The organism is Vogesella fluminis, assembly GCF_014652335.1.
Taxonomy (GTDB): Bacteria; Pseudomonadota; Gammaproteobacteria; order Burkholderiales; family Chromobacteriaceae; genus Vogesella; species Vogesella fluminis.
In genome coordinates this window covers 56,679-76,200 of the sequence record NZ_BMYP01000007.1, presented here as the reverse complement: position 1 = coordinate 76,200, position 19,522 = coordinate 56,679, and the positions used below count along the sequence as shown (strand labels likewise).

Below are 19,522 nucleotides of genomic sequence, written 5' to 3'. Positions count from 1 at the left end.
ACGTCTTGCCTCTCCTCGCCCATCCCGCTACCGTAGCGCCACCACATCCACCGTTACCTTCTCCAAGGAGCCCCGATGAGCGATACCGCCGATTTCTGGAATACCCGTTTTGCCGTCAGCGAATTCATCTACGGCGAGGCGCCGAATGATTTTCTGCGCGAACAGTCGCCGCGCCTGGCACCGGCCAGCCGCGTGCTGAGTCTGGGCGAAGGCGAAGGCCGCAATGCGCTGTTTCTGGCCAGACAGGGCCACGCGCTGACGGCGGTGGATGCCTCGCACGAGGGGCTGGCCAAGTTACTGGCGCGCGCGTCGGCGGCCGGGGTGGACATCACCGCGGTGCTGGCCGATCTGGCGCGTTTCGAGCCGGGCGAGGCGCAATTCGACGCGGTGGTGTCGGTGTTCTGCCACTTGCCGTCGGCCTTGCGCCGCACGGTGATGGCGCGCGCGGTCGCGGCGCTGAAACCGGGCGGGCTGCTGATCATGGAAGGCTACACCCCGCGCCAGCTGGCGTTCGGCACCGGCGGGCCGAAGGATGCGGACATGCTGCTGGAGGCGGATATCGTGCGCGGCGAGCTGGCGGGGCTTGAGCTGCTGCACTTTGTCGAGCGGGAGCGCGAGGTGATCGAGGGCAGCTACCACACCGGCATGGCCAGCGTGCTGCAGGTGGTGGCGCGCAAGCCGTAAACCGTTGCGGCCAACGTTGGCCGCAATCTGTACGGCCGGCTCATGCCGGCCGATCCTGCACCGGGGAACGCTGCCTCATTTGGCCGCCAGGCGACGTTCGATCTCCGCCAGCGGAATGGCGCCGGCCACCAGCTCGCCGTTCGGGAATATCAGCGCCGGGGTGCCGCTGATACCGAGGCGCTCGCCCAGCGCCGCGATTTCGGCCAGCGGCGTCGCGCACTTGTCGCTGCCGCTCAGCGCCTTGCCCTGGCGCATGAAGCCCAGCCAGCTTGCGGCACGATCGCTGCTGCACCAGATCTGGCGCGCTTTGCGCGGTGCGTCCGGGTGCAGCTGTGCCAGCGGGTAGAGGAAGTTGTACACCGTCACGTTGTCCAGCTGGCTCAGCGATTCGCGCTCCAGCTTCTTGCAGAACGGGCAGTCCGGATCGGAGAACACCACCAGCTTGCGTTCACCCTTGCCGCGCACCTCCTTGATGGCCTTGTCCAGCGGCAGCTTGGCCCAGTCGACGGTGACCTTGTTCAGCTCTGCCAGGCGCTCTTCGGTGACGCTGGTGCGAGTCTTGGTGTCGATCAGGTCGCCGGTGATCAGGTGGTCTACGGTGGCATCGGTATACACCACGCTGTACTGCGCGCGCGCACCCTGCTTCATTTTCACCACCACCTCGAACAGCCCCGCCACCGGCGCCGGCTGCACGCTGCTGACTTCGTGCTGCGGAAACTTGCTCTTGAAGGCGGCGCGCACCTGGTCCGGCGTCTCGGCAGAGGCGGAGCAGGCCAGCAGGGGCATCATCAGGGCGGCGAGGGCAAGACGGCGCATAGGCAGATTCATGATTGTGCTTTCTTCCGGTTAAAAACCCACCGCGTGGCGGGCCAGTTGTTTTTTGATCAGGGGCAGGCGGTTGGTCAGGTTGAGGCCGGCGTTGCGCAGCCAGGCAAGACCGGGCGTCTGTTTGGCATGGAACAGCTGAAACAGCGCATCGCAGGTCAGCTGCATGGTTCTGACCGCTTCCTTGCGCGTTCGTTCGTAGCGGCGCAGCGTCAGCCATTCGCCGCAATCGCGGGTACCGGCCAGCACTGCGGCCAACCTTGCCGCATCCTGGAAGCCGAGGTTGACGCCCTGCCCGGCCAGCGGGTGCACGGTATGGGCGGCGTCGCCCACCAGCGCCACCCGCTCCGCAATCACGTTGTCCGGCGTGATCAGGCGCAGCGGGAAGGCCGCCGCCGGCGACAGCAGCGTCAGCTCGCCCAGCGCATGGCCCCCGGCCGCGGCCACTACCGCCGCCAGCCGTGCGCCATCCAGCGCCAGCAGCGGCTCCGGCTGGCTGGTCGACCACACCATCGAGATACGGTTGCCCGGCATCGGCAGCCAGGCGAGGATACCGTCGCCGAGGAACCACTGCCGCGCGATATTGCCGTGTGGCTTCGCGCAGGCAAAGTTGGCCACCACCCCGCTGTGACCGTAGGGCTTGATGCTGGCGGCGATGCCGCTCTGCTGCCGCACCCACGAGTTGGCGCCGTCGGCACCGACGACCAGCTGCGCCTGCAGCTCGCGGCCGTCGTCGAGCACGATCGCCGCCTCGCGCGCGCTGTGGCGCAGCTGCTGCGGCCGCACCCCGCTCAGCAGCGTCACGCCGCTGGCCTGCTGCAGCCGCTGCCAGATCGCGGCCAGCAGCCAGCGGTTTTCCGCGATCCACGCCAGCGCCTCGGCGCCGGCATCGGCGGCGGAAAAGGCGATCTGGCCACCCTGGTCGCCGCGCACATCCATGCTGGCGATCACGCCCAGGCGCGAGGCGTCCGGCCACGCGCCCAGCTGCTGCAAGAAGGCGCGGTTGGCGGGGCTGACCGCGTAGATGCGCGCGTCCCAGCCCTGTTCCAGCGCGTCAAAGCGTTCGGCCTGGCCTTCGACCAGCGCCACCCGTTTGCCCTGTTTATCCAGCGCCAGCGCCAGCGCGGCGCCGACCAGCCCGCCACCGACCACGATTACGTCAAACTTGTCCGACATGTTTCTCTTTCAGTTGTGTCCGGCGGCCGATGCGTGCGGCCAACGTTGGCCGCATCAGACGCCGACACCGAATACCAGATGCCCGGCGAATGCCTTGCGCAGCGGCGGCAGCGCGTCGATGGCGCTCATGCCCAGCCCGCGCAGCGCCTTCACCGCGACGCCCTGGCCGTCAAACAGCCGCACCAGGCCGTGGGTGAAACCGACCACCGCGTGGCTGTCGACGCGGCGCGCGGCACCGTAGCGGCGCAGCAGTGCGGCATCGCCCGGATCGGCGGCACCCTCTAGCGCCGCCACCAGCCCCACCGCGTCGCGCAGGCCGAGGTTGAAACCCTGCGCCGCCACCGGATGCATGGTCTGCGCCGCATTGCCTATCATCACCACGCGGCCGCTGTGAACGCTGTTGAGCTGGCGCAGCGCCAGCGGGAACACTGCGCGTTCGCCGACGCTGACGAAGCGGCCCAGCCGCTCGCCGAAGGCCTGCTGCAGCTCGGCCAGCAGTACGCTGCCATCGGCGGCGTGCAGTCGTGCCGCCTCCTCGTGGCTGCGCGTCCACACCAGCATCATCTGCTCGCCGTGCGGCAACAGCGCGAACGGCCCCTGCGCCGAGAAGCGCTCGTACGCGACATTGCGGTGCGGCTGGCTGGCCTCGACCATCGCCAGCACCGCGCTTTGCTGATAATCGTGCACATGGCGCTGGATGCCGGGCAGCGATTCCGCCAGCACCCCGCCCTCGGCCAGCACCAGCAGCCGGCAGGTCAGCAGATGCTGCCGTTCGTTCAGGGTCAGCGTCACGCTGGCGTAGCGCGCCAGCGACGCGACCTTGCTCACCCGCGCCTGCCACAGCACGCGCACGCCGGCCTGCTCCAGCGCCGTCGCCAGCGCCGCGGTCAGCGCCGGGTAGTCCACCACCGCGCCCAGATGCGGCAGGCCCAGATCCTGCTGCGTCAGCACGGTGCGGCCGAAACCGCCCTGCTGCGACACGTGCACGCTGTCGATCACCGTCGCCGGCAGCTCGTCCGGCCAGGCGCCGGCGGTGGCCAGCTGCTGGCGGCTGTACCACGACAGCGCCAGCGCGCGCGCATCGCGCAGCGGCGCATCCTTGGCCCGCGCCTCGATCAGCGTCACGTCACGGCCGGCCTGCGCCAGCCGCAATGCCGCCAGCGCGCCGACCGGCCCGCCACCGACGATGACAATCTCACTATGTTCGGGTACGCCTTGCATGCTCGTTCCGCCTGTCGCGGCGGCCTCGTTCGGAGTCAATGTTGTTTCATCAGCGCTTCGATGTCGTCGATGCGCTTCGGTACGTCGTCGGTGTACACCTGGTGCCCGTCGTCGGTCACCAGCACGTTGTCTTCGATGCGGATGCCGATGTTGTGGAACACCGCCGGCACGCGATCGTCCGGACGGATGTACAGCCCCGGCTCAATGGTGGTGCACATGCCGCTCTCGAAGCTGCGCCACGGCCCGCCCGGACGGCGGGCGCCGACATCGTGCACGTCCAGGCCGATGAAATGGCCGATGCCGTGCATGTAGAAGCGGCGGTAGTCACCGGATTCGATCACCCCGTCCACGCTGCCGGCCAGCAGTTTCAGATCCAGCATGCCCTGCACCAGCACCCGCAGCGCGGCGTCGGCCGGCGCATCGAGCCGCGCGCCGGGTTGCACCGCGGCAATCGCCGCCAGCTGCGCCGCCAGCACCACCTCGTACACGTCGCGCTGCGCGCCGCTGAAACGGCCGTTGACCGGAAAGGTGCGGGTGATGTCTCCAGCGTAGCCGTTGAACTCGCAGCCGGCATCGATCAATAGCAGATCGCCGTCGTTGAGGCGGGCATTGTTGGCCGCGTAGTGCAGCGTGCAGGCGTTGGCACCGCCGGCGACGATACTCTCGTACGCCGGCTGCCGCGCGCCATTGCGCACGAAGTGATGCAGCAGCTCGGCCTCGATCTGGTACTCCATCATGCCAGGGCGGCAGGCCTGCATCGCGCGGACATGCGCTTCGGCAGAAATGCGGCCGGCCTGTTGCAACACGGCGATCTCGCGCTCGTCCTTGAGCAGGCGCATCTCGTCGATCAGTGCCAGCAGGTCGCCGTACTGCTGCGGCGCATCCTTGCCGACGCGCGCCTGCTGCCGTGCCTGCTGCAGATAGCCGGCGATGCGCGCGTCCCAGCCGGTGTCGCGCCCCACCGCCCAGTACAGCGCCGCGTGCTCGGCCAGCAGCGGCGGCAGGCGCTGGTCCAGCTCGACTATGCTGTACGCCTCGTCAAAGCCGAACGCCTCCGCCGCCGCCGGACCGTAGCGGAAACCGTCCCAGATCTCGCTGTCCGGATTCTTGTCGCGGCAGAACAGCAGCGCCTTGCCGGCCTTGCCGTCCAGCACCAGCACCGCTTCCGGCTCGCTAAAACCGGTCAGGTACAGGAAATGGCTGTCGCCACGATAGGGATAGTGGGCATCACCGTTGCGGATCACTTCCGGCGCGGTGGGCAGGATGGCGATGGCGTCGCCCAGTTGCGCCAACAGGCGTTGGCGGCGGTGTTGAAAGCTGACATGCATGACGATCACGTCCGGCAAGGTGGAAATCGCGCTAGTTTAGCAGAACAGGCGCGCCACGCCTGCCTGCTGCCGCAGGAGGCAAGGCAGCAACGGTGATGCGGTCATCACGCTGCATGACATGGCGGTGGCGAATCAGGAGCCAGGTTGCGATATGGCCTCGATGTCACGCAGCGTGTCCAGCAGGGTGGCATGCAGCGGACCGGCCAGCACCAGGCCGCGCGCCGCCGCCTGCCTGGCCTCGGCGACATGGCCCTGTTGCAACAGGATGCGCGCCAGGTTGTTGTAGGCGGCCGCCAGCCGGTGCGTGACGGCAGCATCGCGGAACACCTGCGCCGCGGCCGGCAAGTCACCGGCGCCGTACAACGCATTGCCCAGCCCCATCGCCAGCGTGGCGTTGTGCGGCCAACGTTGCAGCGCCGCGCGATAGGCGGTGACCGCCGCCGCCGGCTTGGCATTGCGCTCGAAGGCCACCAGCGCCCGTGTCGCATCCGGTTCCGCGACACTCGCCGGCAGCCGCCCCGGCGGCAGCGCGACGAACGCCCAGTACTGGCTGCGCTGCCAGGTATGGCCGAAGGTGCGCAGCGTCATCTCCTGCCGTCGCATCGGCCCCGAGCGCAGCAGCAGCAGCTCCCGCTCAAGGTCGTAGCCGACCACCACCGCGTAGTGCCAGGACGGCGCCCACGACAGGCCCAGGTTCTGCAGCACCACTACCGGATGCCCGGCGTCGATCTCCTGTTTCAGCGCCGTCAGCGTGCCGGGGATGACCATCGCCACCGCGCCCTGCCGCCGTGCACCGCTCAGCATCTCGATCTGCAGCGTGCCCTCCCGTCCCGGCAGGAACACCTGCCCCACCAGCTGTGCCGGCGTGATCGCCAGCCCGACGGCGGACAGGCTGGTCGCCAGCGCCGCCGGGCCGCAGAAGTGGCTGTCGTCGGGGAAGAACGGGGTATCGGCCAGTTCGGCGCGGGTCGACGCACCGGGCGTGAGCGCGACCGGCTGCAGCGGCGTGCTGGCACAGGCGGCCAGCAGCAGCGTGACAAGTAGCGCCAGCCACAGCGCCCGCAACGGCCGGATCAGCATCGCCAGCATCGGCTTGCCGCTCAGCGCACGGAGCGGGTGAACGGGAACACCTTGGTCAGGCCGAGAATGTCGGTGACCAGCAGCACGAAGAACACCAGCAGGATGGCGCCGATGATGCCGCCGGCCGGCGCCTTGTCGATCTGGTCGGCGAGGCTGGCCGCTTCCTCGTCGGTCAGCGCGGCGACGCGCTCCTGCGCGCTGGCCGGGTCGATGCCCAGCCGTTCCATTTCACTGCGCACATTGTCGCGCGCCAGTACCGCGGCCAGCCGGGCGTGACCGGGGTCAGGCGCACCGGTGACCGCCAGGCGGGCCACTTCCTCGGTGCTGACCATGACGGCGTGGGCGGACTGCAGCAGGCTGAGGTTGAGCATGGAGCAGCAGACGACAAGAGCGAGCGTGCGCTGAAAGCGTTTCATGATGTGTTCCTCGTGCAGGATTAAGAAGCAAAAGACGCCGCGTCGCATGCCGTAACTCATGGGGAGGACCAGCGTTGAGCCATTATAGACAGCGCATTAGCATGGCCCGGCCCATTGCATGCCCGGGTGTAAATGCCGGCGCGGACGAAACGGAGCGGCCAAGGTTGGCCGCAACATGGCGTCATCCGCCGCGATGAGCGGCACCAGTTTCCGGGTCCGGCTTCCGCCTGGCGTAATAAAATCGGGATACGGTCTATTTCTTCAGCTTGCTTTTCGCGCTGGCCAGCCCCTGTTCGGCGGCCTTGCGGTACCACTTCCAGGCCTCTTGGGTGTTCTTGCTCACCCCCGTACCTTGCTCATACATCAGACCAAGGTGGTATTGCGCAACGGCGTGTCCCTGCTCTGCGGCTTTGCGGTACCAGTTGGCCGCCTGCGCCAGATCCTGTGGCAAGGCGTCGCCCTGCTCATAGAGCGTGGCCAGATCATATTGCGCGTCAGGATAACCTTGCCCGGCGGAGCGGTGCAGGAGTTCGAGCACCTGCGACTGGCTGCCGCCCATCATCGACAGGTAGTAAGCCATTTCATACTGTGCCTTGGCATCTCCCCGACCTGCGGCCCTGGACTGTTCTGCCAGTGCCAGCTGGTTTATTGCAGGCTGATATCCCTGCCTGGCAGCCATGCGTAACCACTTGATGGCCTCATCCTCGTTCTTGGCAACGCCCCGACCACGCAGGTACATATTGCCCAACAGCATTTGTGCACCGGGAACCCCGTTGCCGGCGGCCGCCCCGTACCACTTCACCGCCAGAGTGTCGTCCCTGCCGACACCACGGCCAGAGTGATACATATCGCCCAGATACAGTTGAGCCCTGGCATTGCCCTGCAGCGCCGCTTTACGGTACCAGCCGACCGCATCGGCCGCATCCTTGGCGACACCTTCCCCCTGTTCGCTCATCACGCCCAGGTTTAACTGCGCATCGGCATCCCCCTGTGCGGCCGCCTTCAGATACCACTCGTGCGCCAAGGCGTAACTCCGGCTGACACCCCTGCCGTGCAGATACATATCACCCAGGGCGGACTGGGCGGCGGCAAATCCCTGTTCCGCAGCAGCACGGTACCACTCGACGGCCTGCACATAATCCTGCGCCATGCCCCGTCCGTACTGGTACAGGTTGGCAAGGTCATACTCTGCCTTGGCAAATCCCTGATTTGCTGCCCGCCGATACCACTTGGCAGCCTCGGCATAATCCCGGGCAACACCTTGCCCGTGCTCATACAGCACGCCCAATCCAGTCTGTGCCCGGGCATTGCCTTGTGCCGCCAGCGGCATCAACTCCTGTAATACCACCGCATATTCGCCACGCTGGTAGGCTTCGGTCGCCTCCTCCACCCCGCCGCTGGCAGCAAGCGGGAACAGCACCAGCCCTAAAGCGATAACGGCAAACCCGGGTTTCACCATGACACCTCCGCAACATCCGGATTTCAAATACCGCAGATGGGTCGCCATCACCATTAAGAGCCTGTTCAAGGTCTTTTTGCAGCTGCGGCCGCGACACTACAATTCATTCACTATTGAACAAAATGGCCGGATTTACCGGGGAGTTTGATGCCCGGGAAGATACGCCGTCCGGTTGCCGGCAACCTGATTTGGCATACCAAAGAAAAACGCCTGCCGGATGACTCTGGCGGGCGTTTTGCGGGGCTCAGCACGGCGACATCAGCTGCGCGGCTTGCGGCCAACCTTGGGCTGACCGCTGCGGTGTGGCGGCGTGATGTGGGTCGGCTTGTGCGCCGGCTTGCGCTGCTGGCGGTGGCGGGTGTTCTGCACCTGCAGCAACGCGTCGATCTTCTCCGACGTCGACTGCATCAGGCTTTGCGCCAGCTCGCCGTGCGGGAAGGTTTCCGGCATGCGGTAGCTGAGCCAGGCGTAGGCGGAGTACAGCTTGCAGGTGTCCTCGAGGAACTGCAGCTCGTTGCGGCCGCCGCGGCCTTCCATGCGCAGCAGCGACGCCTGCTTGCCCTTGGCGCGGCACTCGGCCCAGTCCTGCAGCGCGTGTTCCAGCATCGCGATCTTGGTCGAGACCGGGCACAGGCTGAACAGGAAGCGGTCGTCCAGCGGCAGCTTCAGCGTGTCCAGCCACTTCGCCTTCTCGATCTGGTCGCTGAGGTTGGCCGGCAGGAAGAATTCGTCGTGCACGTTGATGTGCTTGGCGAACAGCTCCAGCAGTGCCTGCAGCCGCTCCTGGCCGCTGGCCTCGGCGATCTGCTGCAGGTAGGACGGGTTGGGCGCCACGTAGAAACCGGTGCTCGGCAGCGGCTCCAGCTTTTGCTGCAGCAAGGCGGCGATCACCTTGTGCGTCTTGCCGTCGAAGCCGGCGACATAGCCGGTCTCGTGCTGGCCGAAACGGCCGGCGCGGCCGGCGATCTGCTTGGCCAGCGCGGCGGCGATGGTGCCTTCGGCGTAGCCGTCCCACTTGCTGGAGGTGGTGAAGATCACCCGCCGCGCCGGGGTGTTCAGCCCCATGCCGATGGCGTCGGTGCCGACCACCACCTGTGTCTCGCCGTCGATGAAGCGCTCGGCCTGCGCCTGGCGCACTTCCGGCGACAGGTTGCCGTAGATCGCCGACACGCTCAGGCCCTGCGCGATGGCCTGGTCGCGCCAGTTCAGCACTTCGCGGCGCGAGAAGGCGATCAGCACGTCGCCGGCGCGCAGGTTTTTCAGGCTGCCCAATGGCGCCTTTTCCATTTCCAGCGGCGACTTGCGCTGCAGCTCGCGGATTTCCAGCGTGCCGCCGACGCGCTTGACCAGCGACTGGATCGCTTCCTTGGCTTCCAGCGCGCCGAGCAGGTACACCGTCTGCGCCGGCACGCCGCACACCGCCGCCGTCCACGCCGCGCCGCGATCCGGGTCGTCCAGCAGCTGGATTTCGTCGATCACCGCCACGTCCACCGCGCGGTTGGGGTTGAGCATTTCCACGGTACTGGCCACGTGGCTGGCGTGCGGGTGCAGCTTGCGCTGCTCGCCGGTAATCAGGCTGACCGCGACGTTGGCATTCAGCAGGCGCTGGTAGTTTTCCATCGCCAGCAGCCGCAGCGGCGCGAGGTAGACGCCGGTTTTCGCCTGCGCCAGGTGCTCCATCGCGGCGTGGGTCTTGCCGGAGTTGGTCGGGCCCAGCACCGCGATGAAGTGGCGCTGCATGCCGGCGGCGAGGGTGAACGACTCCGGGTACAGCGACAGGTTGATCGCGTTGCGGGTCTTCTCCGCCTGGCTGGCGGCGGCACGGGTCGCCACCAGCGCCGCGATACGGTCCAGCGCCAGCTCGCAACGCAGCCGCGCCAGCTCGTACTTGGCCTGCAGCGCGTTGAGCGCACTTTGCGGATCGACGCGGTGCTCGTTCGCCAGCGTCATCACCTGGCCGGCGCAGCGCAGCAGCTGTGCTTCGAGGCGTTCGCGCGCCTCGTCGTTCCAGCGCAGCCGGACCAGCGCCAGCCGTTCGGCGGCATCGAGCTTGCGCCACTTGCCGGTTTTGCCGAGGAAGCCGGCGTCCGGTACCAGGTGGTAAGGCACGGTGCGCTTGCCGACCTTGATCTGCCCCTGTACCGAGACGGCGTAGCTGCCCTCGGTGGTCACCAGCGTGGCGTGGTATTGCTGCAGATAGGCGTTCAGCGCGCCGATGGCGTCTTCGGACGCGGTGTCGGGGGCAATCGTGGGTTCGGTCATGGGTATCCGTCGGGGAAAATCAGCGCGCGATGCGCCAGGTGGCAAGGGCGGAACGAGGCGCCGCCGGCAAACAAAAACCGCCTGCGGGCTGCGCGCAGTCCGTCAGGCGGCGTGTTCCGGCGCGATCAGTTCTGGCCGCAGCAGGCCTTGTACTTCTTGCCGCTGCCGCACGGGCACGGATCGTTGCGGCCAACCTTGTCGCCTTCGCGACGCATGGTCACCGGTGCCTGCTCCTTGGCACGCCAGTAGCCGTACACCGCCAGTACCGCTTCGTCCAGCTCGCTCTTGAAGCTTTCCAGCTCGGCGGCGGTGAATTCCATCATCGCCGGCTCGTCGCCGTCGGCATCGAACATGCCGCCCAGCGCCATCACCGGCATCAGCAGCTCTTCGAAGCCTTCGTCGTCGGCGGCGTCGAACCAATCGGTCGGCACCACGTCCAGCGCGTACATGAAGGCATTGCACCACGGGCGGAAGTCCGGCGCTTCGCCCTCTTCCTCGCTGTACAGCGTCAGTTCCGGCAGGTCGCCGTCGGCCAGCGCCTCGGCGGTAGCATCGTAGTACTTCTGCAGCAGCGTCTTGATCTCGGCCTTGCTATCGGCGCTTTCAAAAGCCGGCACATCGCCAAGTACGTCTTGCAGCCAGTCGTCGATGGTGAGCTTGTCCGGGCCGCACGCCAGCGCGCAGAAGAAGCCCTGCACTTCGTCCGGGCGCATGGTGGTGCCGGCCTGCGACAGCGGGGTCAGCAGCGTTTCCAGACGCTCCAGATCTGCTTCATTGAATTCGGTCATGTTCGTTCTCCGTAAGGTTTGGCGCGCATTGTACGCGTGTTCCCCGGCACTGGCAGCAGGCGTGCTGTATTCAGCATAGCAAAAAGCCCGTCAGGTGCTTGACGGGCTGTGGCGACTGCGGGAGATTGCCGGACTCAGGCGGCGGCCAGTTCCGGCTCGCTGATCTGCAGCAGCGTCTGCTTGCGGATCTGGTTGGCCTGGCAGGCACAGCTGCCGCACTCGGTGGCGACCTTCAGTTCGCGCGCCAGATCGCTCATGCGCGTGGCACCATTGCAAACGGCGGCGCGGATATCGCGATCGGTTACTCCGTGGCAAAGGCAGACGTACATGGCATGAATCCTGAATAAGAATTGATCTTGATTGCCATACTAGAAGACAATGATAACGATTGTCAATTGAGGAAAGGCAAATCCGCGATGAGCAGCCCGCAATGGAAACCGAATACCACAGTCGCCGCCATCATCGAGCGCGACGGCCGCTTCCTGATGGTGCGCGAGCAGACCGACGACGGCGTCCGCCTCAACCAGCCGGCCGGCCATCTGGAGTACGGCGAAACCCTGCTGCAGGCGGTGGTGCGCGAAGCGCGCGAGGAAACCGCTCACGCCTTCACGCCGCGGGCGCTGGTCGGCATCTATCTGGCGGACAAGGCCGACAGCGACATCACCTATCTGCGCTTCACCTTCTGCGGTGACGCCGGCGCGCACGACCCGGCGCAGCGGCTGGACGACGGCATCCTCGCCGCGGAATGGCTGAGCGCGGACGAGATCATGGCCAGTGCGGCGCTGTGGCGCAGCCCGCTGGTGGGGCGCTGCCTGCAGGACTACCTGGCCGGCCAGCGCGCCAGCCTCGACCTGATCCACCACCACTTGCCGGGCTGAGCGATGAGGCCCGTCGTGCGCTGGCTGTCGATTGCGCTACTCGCGGCGCTGCCGGCCGTGGCCGCCGGTGCGGAGGTGCTGACGCTCTGTTACCATTACGGCTGCGATCGCAACCGCCGCATTGAAGTGGACGACACTGCCCAGATATGGTTCAGACAGCGGCTGGATGACGCCGCCGACGCCGACGCCGAGCGCGCGGCACTGCAGGACATCGTGTTGTCCTATTACCAGCGCGCGGCGCGCGAGGCGCCGATCGCCAGCGACCGCGGCGGCAATCAGGAGGACGCAACCAACGTTGGCCGCATGGATTGTCTCGATCACAGCCATAATGTGCTGGTGCTGTTACAGCTGCTAGCCGCCAAGGGCTGGCTGCGCCACCACCGGCTGCTGGGCCAGGTGCATCGTGCGCCGCTGCTGTTCGACCATCACGCGGCGGTGGCCGTGCGCGATGTGACATCAGGCCAGGACTGGGTAATCGACAGCTGGTTCCGGGATTTCGGGGCACCGCCGGTGGTGGTGCCTCTTGCTATTTGGAAGGAAGGATTTTCTCCGTGACGGGTAAAAAGCGTATTGTCGTCGGCATGTCCGGCGGCGTGGATTCGTCGGTCACCGCCTGGCTGCTGAAGCAGCAGGGGCACGAGGTGATCGGCGTGTTCATGCAGAACTGGGAAGACGACAACGACGACGAATACTGCTCCATCAAGCAGGACGCGCTGGACGCGATGAGCGTGGCCGACATCGTCGGCATCGACATGGAGATCGTCAACTTCGCCAAGGAATACAAGGACCGCGTGTTCTCCTACTTCCTGAAGGAGTACTCCGCCGGCCGCACCCCCAATCCGGACGTGCTGTGCAATGCCGAGATCAAGTTCAAGGCCTTCCTCGACTACGCGCTGGAGCTGGGTGCCGACTGCATCGCCACCGGCCACTACGCGCGCAAGCTGGAGCAGGACGGCGTGCACTACCTGATGAAGGGCGTCGACCACACCAAGGACCAGAGCTACTTCCTGTACCGCCTGCAGCAGCACCAGCTGGCAAAGGCACTGTTCCCGCTCGGCGACATCCACAAGACCGAGGTGCGCCGTCTTGCCGAGGAAGCCGGGCTGCCGACCGCTGCCAAGAAGGACTCTACCGGCATCTGTTTCATCGGCGAGCGCCCGTTCCGCGAGTTCCTGCAGCGCTACCTGCCGACCAAGCCGGGCGAGATGATCACCCCGGACGGCAAGACCGTCGGCGAGCACGTCGGGCTGATGTTCTACACTCTCGGCCAGCGCAAGGGCCTCAATATCGGCGGCAACAAGGACGGCAACGGCGAGCCGTGGTTCGTCGCCGGCAAGGACATTCCCGGCAACAAGCTGATCGTGGTGCAAGGCCATGACCACCCGCTGCTGCTGAAGTCGACGCTGGCGATGGACGACCTATCGTGGACGCTGCCACAGCCGCCGGCCGCAGGCGACTACGCCGCCAAGAACCGCTACCGCATGGCCGACGCGCCGTGCAGCCTGTCGCCTATCGTCGACGGCCGTGCCACGCTGACCTTCCACGACAAGCAGTGGGCGGTCACCCCCGGCCAGTCTGCGGTGCTGTACGACGGCGACATCTGCCTGGGCGGCGGCATCATCCAGTAAGAGCCACTAACAAACCCCCTGATCCTGCGTTGCGCCTCCTTGCCGTACTACTTGTACTGTCTGCGTCGGCGCGCCTTGGCTCAGGCGCTCTGCGAGGTTTTGTTAGCGGCGCTAAGCCCGGCCCTGCGGCCAACGTTGGCCGCAACGACGACACCCCGCCGCAGCGGGGTGTTTTGCTTTTGTGCCGTCGCGTGACTCAGCCTTTCAGCTGCAGATGCCAGGCCTGCAAGGCTGCCAGCAGCAGGCGGATCTTCTCCTGGATCGCGGCGTCCACCAGATTGCCGTCGCCGTCAAAGGAGGCGCTGAACGCGTTGGCGAACACCTCCGGCTGGTTCAGGACGTGCAGGTTGAGGAACACGCAGCTCTGGCGCAGGTGGTGCTGCGCGCGCGAGCTGCCCATGCCGCCGGCCGCGCCCATGATCGCCGCCGGCTTGCCGCTGAGCAGCGTGTTGTCCGGCTCGCGCGATGCCCAGTCCAGCGCGTTTTTCAGCGCCGGCGCCATCGAGTAGTTGTACTCCGGGCACACCAGCAGCAAGGCATCGGCGGCGGCAAACTGCTGCAACAGCGTCACCACCGATGCCGGCTTGACCGTGATGTCGGCATTGTAGAACGGCATTTCCGACAGATCGGCGACCACGATCTGCATGCCCGCCGGCGCATTGGCCACCGCATAACGCATCAGGCCCTTGTTGGTGGATTTCTGGCGCAAGCTGCCACATACGGCAAGTACATTGAGGCTCATCTGCTCACTCCCTGGCAAGAATCGGATATGGTGTTACCGGTATAGGCGCCAGGCCGGCAAATTGCGACTTCTGCATGTCATGACTGGCGACGGATCAAAAGGAAAATAACAAATCCGGATTCATGCCGGATTAACATCTTGCTCTTGCCGGATATTGAATTAAAATATACCAATACGATTCCAGACGAAGGAGCTCCACCCATGCAAGGCGACAAGGCCGTAATCAAGGCACTGAACAACGTGCTGTGCAACGAACTGACCGCCATCAACCAGTTCTTCCTGCACGCCCGCATGTGCAAAAACTGGGGACTGAACGGCCTCAACAAGCGTTTCTACCACCAGTCGATCAAGGCGATGAAACGTGCCGATGACCTGATCGAGCGCATCCTGTTTCTGGAAGGCCTGCCCAACCTGCAGCAGCTGGGCAAGCTGTCTATCGGCGAGAATGTCGAGGAAATGCTTGCCAGCGATATCGCACTGGTGAACGGCCACATCAGCGAGCTGCGCAAAGGCGTCACCCTCAGCGAGAAAGCGGAAGATTACATTACCCGCGAAGAGCTGACCGAACTGCTGGAGGCGGAAGAAGAATACGTGGACTGGCTGGAAACCCAGCAAACCCTGATCAGGGACGTCGGCCTTGCCAACTACCTGCAATCGCAAATGGAAGACTGAGGAGCCGCACCATGCAAGGCAGCAAGAAAATCATCGATACCCTGAACACCCTGCTGACCGCGGAAATGACCTCGGTTGACCAGTACTTCATCCACAGCGAGATGTATGGCAACTGGGGCTACAGCAAGCTGTACGAACGCCTGAGCCATGAGCGCGACGAGGAAATGGGTCACGCCAAGATGCTGATCGAACGCATCCTGTTCCTCGACGGCGTGCCGGATATCGCACCACGCAACAAACTGCGCATCGGCAAGGACGTACCGGCCATGCTGGCCAACGACCTGGAAACGGAATATGAAGTCGCCGCTGCGCTGAAAAAGGCCATCGCACTGGCAGAGAAGGAGCACGACTTCGTCACCCGCAGCATCCTGACCAAGCTGCTGGACGATACCGAAATGGACCATGCACACTGGCTGGAGCAGCAGCTACACCTGATTGAGGCCATGGGCCTCAACAACTACCTGCAATCGCAAGCCGGCTGATCGCACGATACGCCACGGCCCTGCCTGCCACCATTCAGCGGTGGCCGGCAGGGCCTGTTTTTTTTGGCCCGCGCCATCCCCAGCCACGGCAACAAGCGCTAGAATTGCGCGACCGTGCCCACCAACAGCGCGAACCATTGCCACCGCACGCACTCTAACTTTCTCGTAACCAAATACGCCCCCCCTGCGCCCCGAGAACGGCTGCAGGCTTGCCCATTGCCACAGGACAACCATGGCCGCAGCAAAGAAGAACAACCAGCTCCTCGAGCTGATCATCAACATCGTGATTCCCTCGCTGGTCCTGATGAAGCTCAGCGCGGAACAGTATCTCGGCAGCGCCAATGCACTGCTGCTGGCCTTGGCCTTTCCGCTGGGCTGGGGGCTGTACGACCTGCTGCGCAACCGCAAGACCAACTTCATTGCCATCCTCGGTCTGGTCAGCATTCTGCTCACCGGCGGCATCGGCCTGCTACACCTGGACGCGCAGTGGCTGGCGGTGAAGGAAGCCGCCATTCCCGGCCTGATCGGCATCGCGGTGCTGGTCTCGACCCGCACCCGCTACCCGCTGATCAAGACCGTGCTCTACACCCCGGCGGTGATCGACGTCGCCAAGGTGCAGCAGCACCTGGAGCAGCGCGGCAACACCCGCCAGTTCGAGGCGCGCCTGCTGAAGGCGACCTACCTGCTCAGCGCCACCTTCTTCTTTTCCTCGGTGATGAACTACGTGCTGGCGAAGTGGATCGTCACCAGCCCGTCCGGCACCGAGGCCTTCAACGAGGAGCTGGGCCGCATGACGCTGCTGAGCTACCCGATGATCGCCATCCCGTCGCTACTGATGATGATGGCGGTGCTGTACTACATCTCGCGCGGCATGCGCGAGCTGGCCGGGCTCAGCTTTACCGAGGNACGCCCGTCACCACTGGTGACGGTCGTTTTGTCGTCATGCTGCGCACAGCCGCACCATGCATCGGCACCGCGCAAGGTTGGCCGCAAGCAGCCGCAGTGCGACAATCACGTTTTCAGTGATGCGGAACCAGCATGTCAGCCCCGACCTTCTTCTGGCACGACTATGAAACCTTTGGCGCGGTGCCGCGCAGCGACCGCCCGGCGCAGTTTGCCGGCATCCGCACCGATGCCGAGCTCAACGAAATCGGCGAACCGGTGATGCTTTACTGCCAGCCGACCCGCGACTACCTGCCGGCGCCGGAAGCCTGCCTGCTCACCGGCATCACACCGCAGCGCTGCGCCGAGCTCGGGGTGCCGGAACAGCAGTTTGCCGCCGCCATCGAACGCGAGCTGGCCGAGCCGGGCACCATCGGCGTCGGCTACAACTCGATCCGCTTCGACGACGAGGTCACCCGCTTCCTGTTCTGGCGCAACCTGATCGACCCCTACGCCCGCGAGTGGCAAAACCGCTGCGGTCGCTGGGATCTGCTGGACGTGGTGCGTGCCACCTACGCGCTGCGCCCGGAAGGCATCAACTGGCCGCGCCACGACAACGGCCTGCCCAGCTTCAAGCTGGAGCACCTGACCGCGGCCAACGGCCTTAGCCACGACGCCGCCCACGATGCACTGTCCGACGTGCGCGCCACCATCGCACTGGCGCGGCTGATCCGTGACAAGCAGCCGCGGCTGTTCGCGTTCTGCCTCAGCCTGCGGCAAAAGGACGCGGTGCGCCACCAGCTGCAGTTGCACCAGCCGGTGCCGCTGATCCATGTTTCCGGCATGTTCGGCAGCGAGCGCGGCAACCTGGCGCTGGTGTGGCCGCTGGCGGAACACCCGAGCAACAAGAACGAGGTGCTGGTCTGGGATCTGGCACACGATCCGCGCGAACTGCTGGTGCTGAATGCGGCCAACGTTCGCCGCCGGCTGTTCACCAAAAGCAGCGAGCTGGCGGAGGGGGAAAACCGGCTGCCGATCAAGAGCATCCACGTCAACAAGTCGCCGTTCGTGGTCAGCGACCTGCGCGTGTTGCGCGCGGAACGGGCGCAACAGCTGGGCATCGACATGGACAGCGTGCAGCGCCACGCCGCCCACGCGCAGGCGCTGCCCGATCTGGCGCCGCTGTGGCGCGAGGTGTTCCGCCGCGAGCCAGGCGAGACGCCGGATGTCGATGAAAACCTGTACGGCGGCTTTGTCTCCAACCAGGACCGGCGCACCCTCAACCGCCTGCGCGGCCTGTCGGCACCGGCGCTGGCGGCGGCGCGCGAAAGCTTCGACGACCCGCAGCTGCAGCGCCTGCTGTACCGCTACCGCGCGCGCAACTTCCCCGACAGTCTCAGCGCGGAAGAACGCCAGCACTGGCAGCAGTGGTGCGCGCGCAAGCTGCACCTGGGCACGCCGCCGGGGCGCACCTTTACCGCGTTCCGGCAGGAAATCGCCGACCTACGCACCGGCGCCGATGCGCAGCAACTGCAGATCCTGGACCAGCTGCAACAGTGGGGAGAGCAGCTTGGCGCCCTCCTCCCGTCGCCGGCCTGACGCAGCCACGACAGGCGCCGCTCAGCGCGGTTTGTGGCCGGCAATGCCGTAATAGAAGATGAACAGGTAGCACAGCAGCGGCACCATGAATGAGAGCAGCAAACCGAGGCTGTCTGCCAGTGCCGCCTGTAGCAGCGGCATCAGCGCCCCGCCGACAATCGCCATGCACAGCACACCGGAGCCGGCGCTGGTGAAGCGCCCCAGCCCGTTGAGCGCCAACGAGAAAATGGTCGGGAACATGATCGAATTGCACAGCCCGACCGCCAGCAGGCTCCACATCGCCAGCTGGCCGCCACACAGCACCGCAGTGGCGATCAGCAGCACGCTCAGCAGCGCGTTGCAGGCCAGCACCTTGCTGGCGGCGACATGGCGCATCACCACACTACCCAGGAAGCGGCCAACCATGGCACAGCCCCAGTACACCGCCAGCAGACGGCCGGCCGCAGCCGGACTCAGGCCGCCGATGTCCGGCTGCTCCATCAGACTGACCAGGAAGCTGCCGATGCCGACCTCGGCGCCGACATAAACGAAGATCGCCACCGCGCCCAGCAGCAGATGGCGGTACTGCCACACGCTATGGGTAGCCGCCGCCGGCTGCGGATGCTCGTCCTTGATTGCCGGCAGGCGCAGCAGCGCAAACACCACCGCGATGGCGAACAGCAGGCCGGCCAGCACCAGATATGGCAACTGCACCGCACTGGCCTCGGCTGCCACACCGTCACGGCCGTCCACCAGGATCAGCACCGCACCCAGCAGCGGCGCCACAGTGGTGCCCAGCGCGTTGAAGGCCTGGGTCAGGTTGAGGCGGCTGGACGCTGTCTTCGCCGGCCCCAGCCGCGTTACGTAAGGGTTGGCCGCAACCTGCAACACGGTGATGCCCGCCGCCAGCACGAACAGCGCGCCGAGAAAAGCCGGATACGACAGACTGGCCGCCGCCGGGTAAAACAGCAGGCAACCAATGCCGGCAGTGCACAGCCCGGCAACAATACCGCGCTGGTAGCCACAGGTTTGTACCAGACGGCCCGCCGGCAGCGATACGATGAAATAGGCGGTAAAGAAACTGAACTGCACCAGTGCCGCTTGTACATAGCTCAGTGCGAATACGCCCTTGAGATGCGGCACCAGAATATCGTTGAGCGAGGTGATCAGACCCCACATGAAGAACAGGGAAGTCAGCACCGCCAGCGGCTTCCCGTATTGTTGTGCTTGGTCATGCTGTGGCATGTGACTCAGGCTCCGTATGTTGTTATGCATGGGAGCGGTAGTCTAATGACAATACGGTTTGTACTCGATTACTTTCATTATTCTTACAGAAAATGCATACCACCAAACAGACATGCAAAAATTTTTCTTTTTATTTTCAATATTTTAACGATAAACCATAATTCATACGCCAAAGG

The 19,522-nt window shown here is 65.4% G+C and carries 20 protein-coding genes; 8 read left to right on the top strand and 12 right to left on the bottom strand.

Annotation, left to right across the window (positions count from 1 at the left end; genetic code table 11):
• Positions 1 to 75 precede the first annotated feature (75 nt).
• Positions 76 to 684, top strand: coding sequence for an SAM-dependent methyltransferase (locus tag IE083_RS04025; protein WP_189352341.1), 609 nt, complete (start codon positions 76 to 78; stop codon positions 682 to 684).
• A 75-nt stretch (positions 685 to 759) separates the two neighbouring features.
• On the opposite strand, the gene IE083_RS04020 is transcribed toward IE083_RS04025, so the two are convergent.
• The 10 genes from IE083_RS04020 to IE083_RS03975 all read right to left on the bottom strand — a co-directional run bounded on the left by IE083_RS04020 (position 760) and on the right by IE083_RS03975 (position 11,568).
• Positions 760 to 1,512: a DsbC family protein gene (locus tag IE083_RS04020; protein WP_189352340.1), complete on the bottom strand. Its 753-nt coding sequence runs from the start codon at positions 1,510 to 1,512 to the stop codon at positions 760 to 762.
• Positions 1,513 to 1,530: 18 nt separating this feature from the next.
• The gene (locus tag IE083_RS04015) at positions 1,531 to 2,685 is read right to left on the bottom strand and encodes a UbiH/UbiF family hydroxylase (protein WP_189352339.1); all 1,155 of its coding nucleotides are present in this window, start codon (positions 2,683 to 2,685) and stop codon (positions 1,531 to 1,533) included.
• Between the two features lie 54 nt (positions 2,686 to 2,739).
• The gene (locus tag IE083_RS04010; RefSeq protein ID WP_189352338.1) at positions 2,740 to 3,906 is read right to left on the bottom strand and encodes an FAD-dependent oxidoreductase; all 1,167 of its coding nucleotides are present in this window, start codon (positions 3,904 to 3,906) and stop codon (positions 2,740 to 2,742) included.
• A 35-nt stretch (positions 3,907 to 3,941) separates the two neighbouring features.
• The gene (locus IE083_RS04005; protein WP_189352337.1) at positions 3,942 to 5,234 is read right to left on the bottom strand and encodes an aminopeptidase P N-terminal domain-containing protein; all 1,293 of its coding nucleotides are present in this window, start codon (positions 5,232 to 5,234) and stop codon (positions 3,942 to 3,944) included.
• A 132-nt stretch (positions 5,235 to 5,366) separates the two neighbouring features.
• Positions 5,367 to 6,323, bottom strand: coding sequence for a PA2778 family cysteine peptidase (locus tag IE083_RS04000; protein ID WP_229799592.1), 957 nt, complete (start codon positions 6,321 to 6,323; stop codon positions 5,367 to 5,369).
• 11 nt (positions 6,324 to 6,334) lie between these two features.
• Positions 6,335 to 6,730: a PA2779 family protein gene (locus IE083_RS03995; protein ID WP_189352336.1), complete on the bottom strand. Its 396-nt coding sequence runs from the start codon at positions 6,728 to 6,730 to the stop codon at positions 6,335 to 6,337.
• Positions 6,731 to 6,983: 253 nt separating this feature from the next.
• Positions 6,984 to 8,189 (bottom strand): SEL1-like repeat protein, encoded by a 1,206-nt coding sequence (locus IE083_RS03990; protein ID WP_189352335.1) that lies wholly within the window; start codon positions 8,187 to 8,189, stop codon positions 6,984 to 6,986.
• A gap of 258 nt (positions 8,190 to 8,447) precedes the next feature.
• Entirely contained in the window at positions 8,448 to 10,451 is a 2,004-nt protein-coding gene (locus IE083_RS03985; RefSeq protein ID WP_189352334.1) for a helicase-related protein, read from the bottom strand.
• A gap of 125 nt (positions 10,452 to 10,576) precedes the next feature.
• On the bottom strand, positions 10,577 to 11,239 hold the full coding sequence (locus tag IE083_RS03980; RefSeq protein ID WP_189352333.1) for a YecA family protein: 663 nt from the start codon (positions 11,237 to 11,239) through the stop codon (positions 10,577 to 10,579).
• Positions 11,240 to 11,373: 134 nt separating this feature from the next.
• On the bottom strand, positions 11,374 to 11,568 hold the full coding sequence (locus IE083_RS03975) for a (2Fe-2S)-binding protein (RefSeq protein ID WP_047965996.1): 195 nt from the start codon (positions 11,566 to 11,568) through the stop codon (positions 11,374 to 11,376).
• A gap of 87 nt (positions 11,569 to 11,655) precedes the next feature.
• Between IE083_RS03975 and IE083_RS03970 the strand changes: the two genes are divergently transcribed.
• The 3 genes from IE083_RS03970 to mnmA are packed head-to-tail and all read left to right on the top strand — an operon-like array spanning position 11,656 to position 13,745.
• Positions 11,656 to 12,117, top strand: coding sequence for an NUDIX hydrolase (locus IE083_RS03970; RefSeq protein WP_189352332.1), 462 nt, complete (start codon positions 11,656 to 11,658; stop codon positions 12,115 to 12,117).
• Between the two features lie 3 nt (positions 12,118 to 12,120).
• Positions 12,121 to 12,672 carry a hypothetical protein gene (locus tag IE083_RS03965; protein ID WP_229799591.1) on the top strand — a complete coding sequence of 184 codons (552 nt, stop codon included), beginning with the start codon at positions 12,121 to 12,123 and terminating at the stop codon, positions 12,670 to 12,672.
• A complete protein-coding gene (gene mnmA, locus IE083_RS03960; RefSeq protein ID WP_189352331.1) occupies positions 12,669 to 13,745 on the top strand; it encodes a tRNA 2-thiouridine(34) synthase MnmA in 1,077 nt (358 codons plus the stop codon). The genes IE083_RS03965 and mnmA overlap by 4 nt, the downstream gene beginning before the upstream one ends.
• Positions 13,746 to 13,941: 196 nt before the next feature.
• Here mnmA and IE083_RS03955 read toward each other — a convergent pair whose 3' ends face one another.
• Positions 13,942 to 14,487 carry an NADPH-dependent FMN reductase gene (locus tag IE083_RS03955; protein WP_189352330.1) on the bottom strand — a complete coding sequence of 182 codons (546 nt, stop codon included), beginning with the start codon at positions 14,485 to 14,487 and terminating at the stop codon, positions 13,942 to 13,944.
• Between the two features lie 201 nt (positions 14,488 to 14,688).
• On the opposite strand from IE083_RS03955, the gene bfr (IE083_RS03950) reads away from it, so the two are divergent.
• From bfr (IE083_RS03950) to sbcB, 4 genes are all read left to right on the top strand, one after another.
• Positions 14,689 to 15,159, top strand: coding sequence for a bacterioferritin (bfr, locus tag IE083_RS03950; RefSeq protein WP_189352329.1), 471 nt, complete (start codon positions 14,689 to 14,691; stop codon positions 15,157 to 15,159).
• 11 nt (positions 15,160 to 15,170) lie between these two features.
• Positions 15,171 to 15,641 carry a bacterioferritin gene (gene bfr, locus IE083_RS03945; protein ID WP_189352328.1) on the top strand — a complete coding sequence of 157 codons (471 nt, stop codon included), beginning with the start codon at positions 15,171 to 15,173 and terminating at the stop codon, positions 15,639 to 15,641.
• A gap of 232 nt (positions 15,642 to 15,873) precedes the next feature.
• Positions 15,874 to 16,806: a VC0807 family protein gene (locus IE083_RS15990; RefSeq protein WP_308426733.1), complete on the top strand. Its 933-nt coding sequence runs from the start codon at positions 15,874 to 15,876 to the stop codon at positions 16,804 to 16,806.
• A complete protein-coding gene (gene sbcB, locus IE083_RS03935) occupies positions 16,728 to 18,122 on the top strand; it encodes an exodeoxyribonuclease I (RefSeq protein WP_229799595.1) in 1,395 nt (464 codons plus the stop codon). The genes IE083_RS15990 and sbcB overlap by 79 nt, the downstream gene beginning before the upstream one ends.
• A 21-nt stretch (positions 18,123 to 18,143) precedes the next feature.
• Here sbcB and IE083_RS03930 read toward each other — a convergent pair whose 3' ends face one another.
• Entirely contained in the window at positions 18,144 to 19,346 is a 1,203-nt protein-coding gene (locus tag IE083_RS03930; RefSeq protein WP_189352326.1) for a sugar MFS transporter, read from the bottom strand.
• Positions 19,347 to 19,522: the final 176 nt, after the last annotated feature.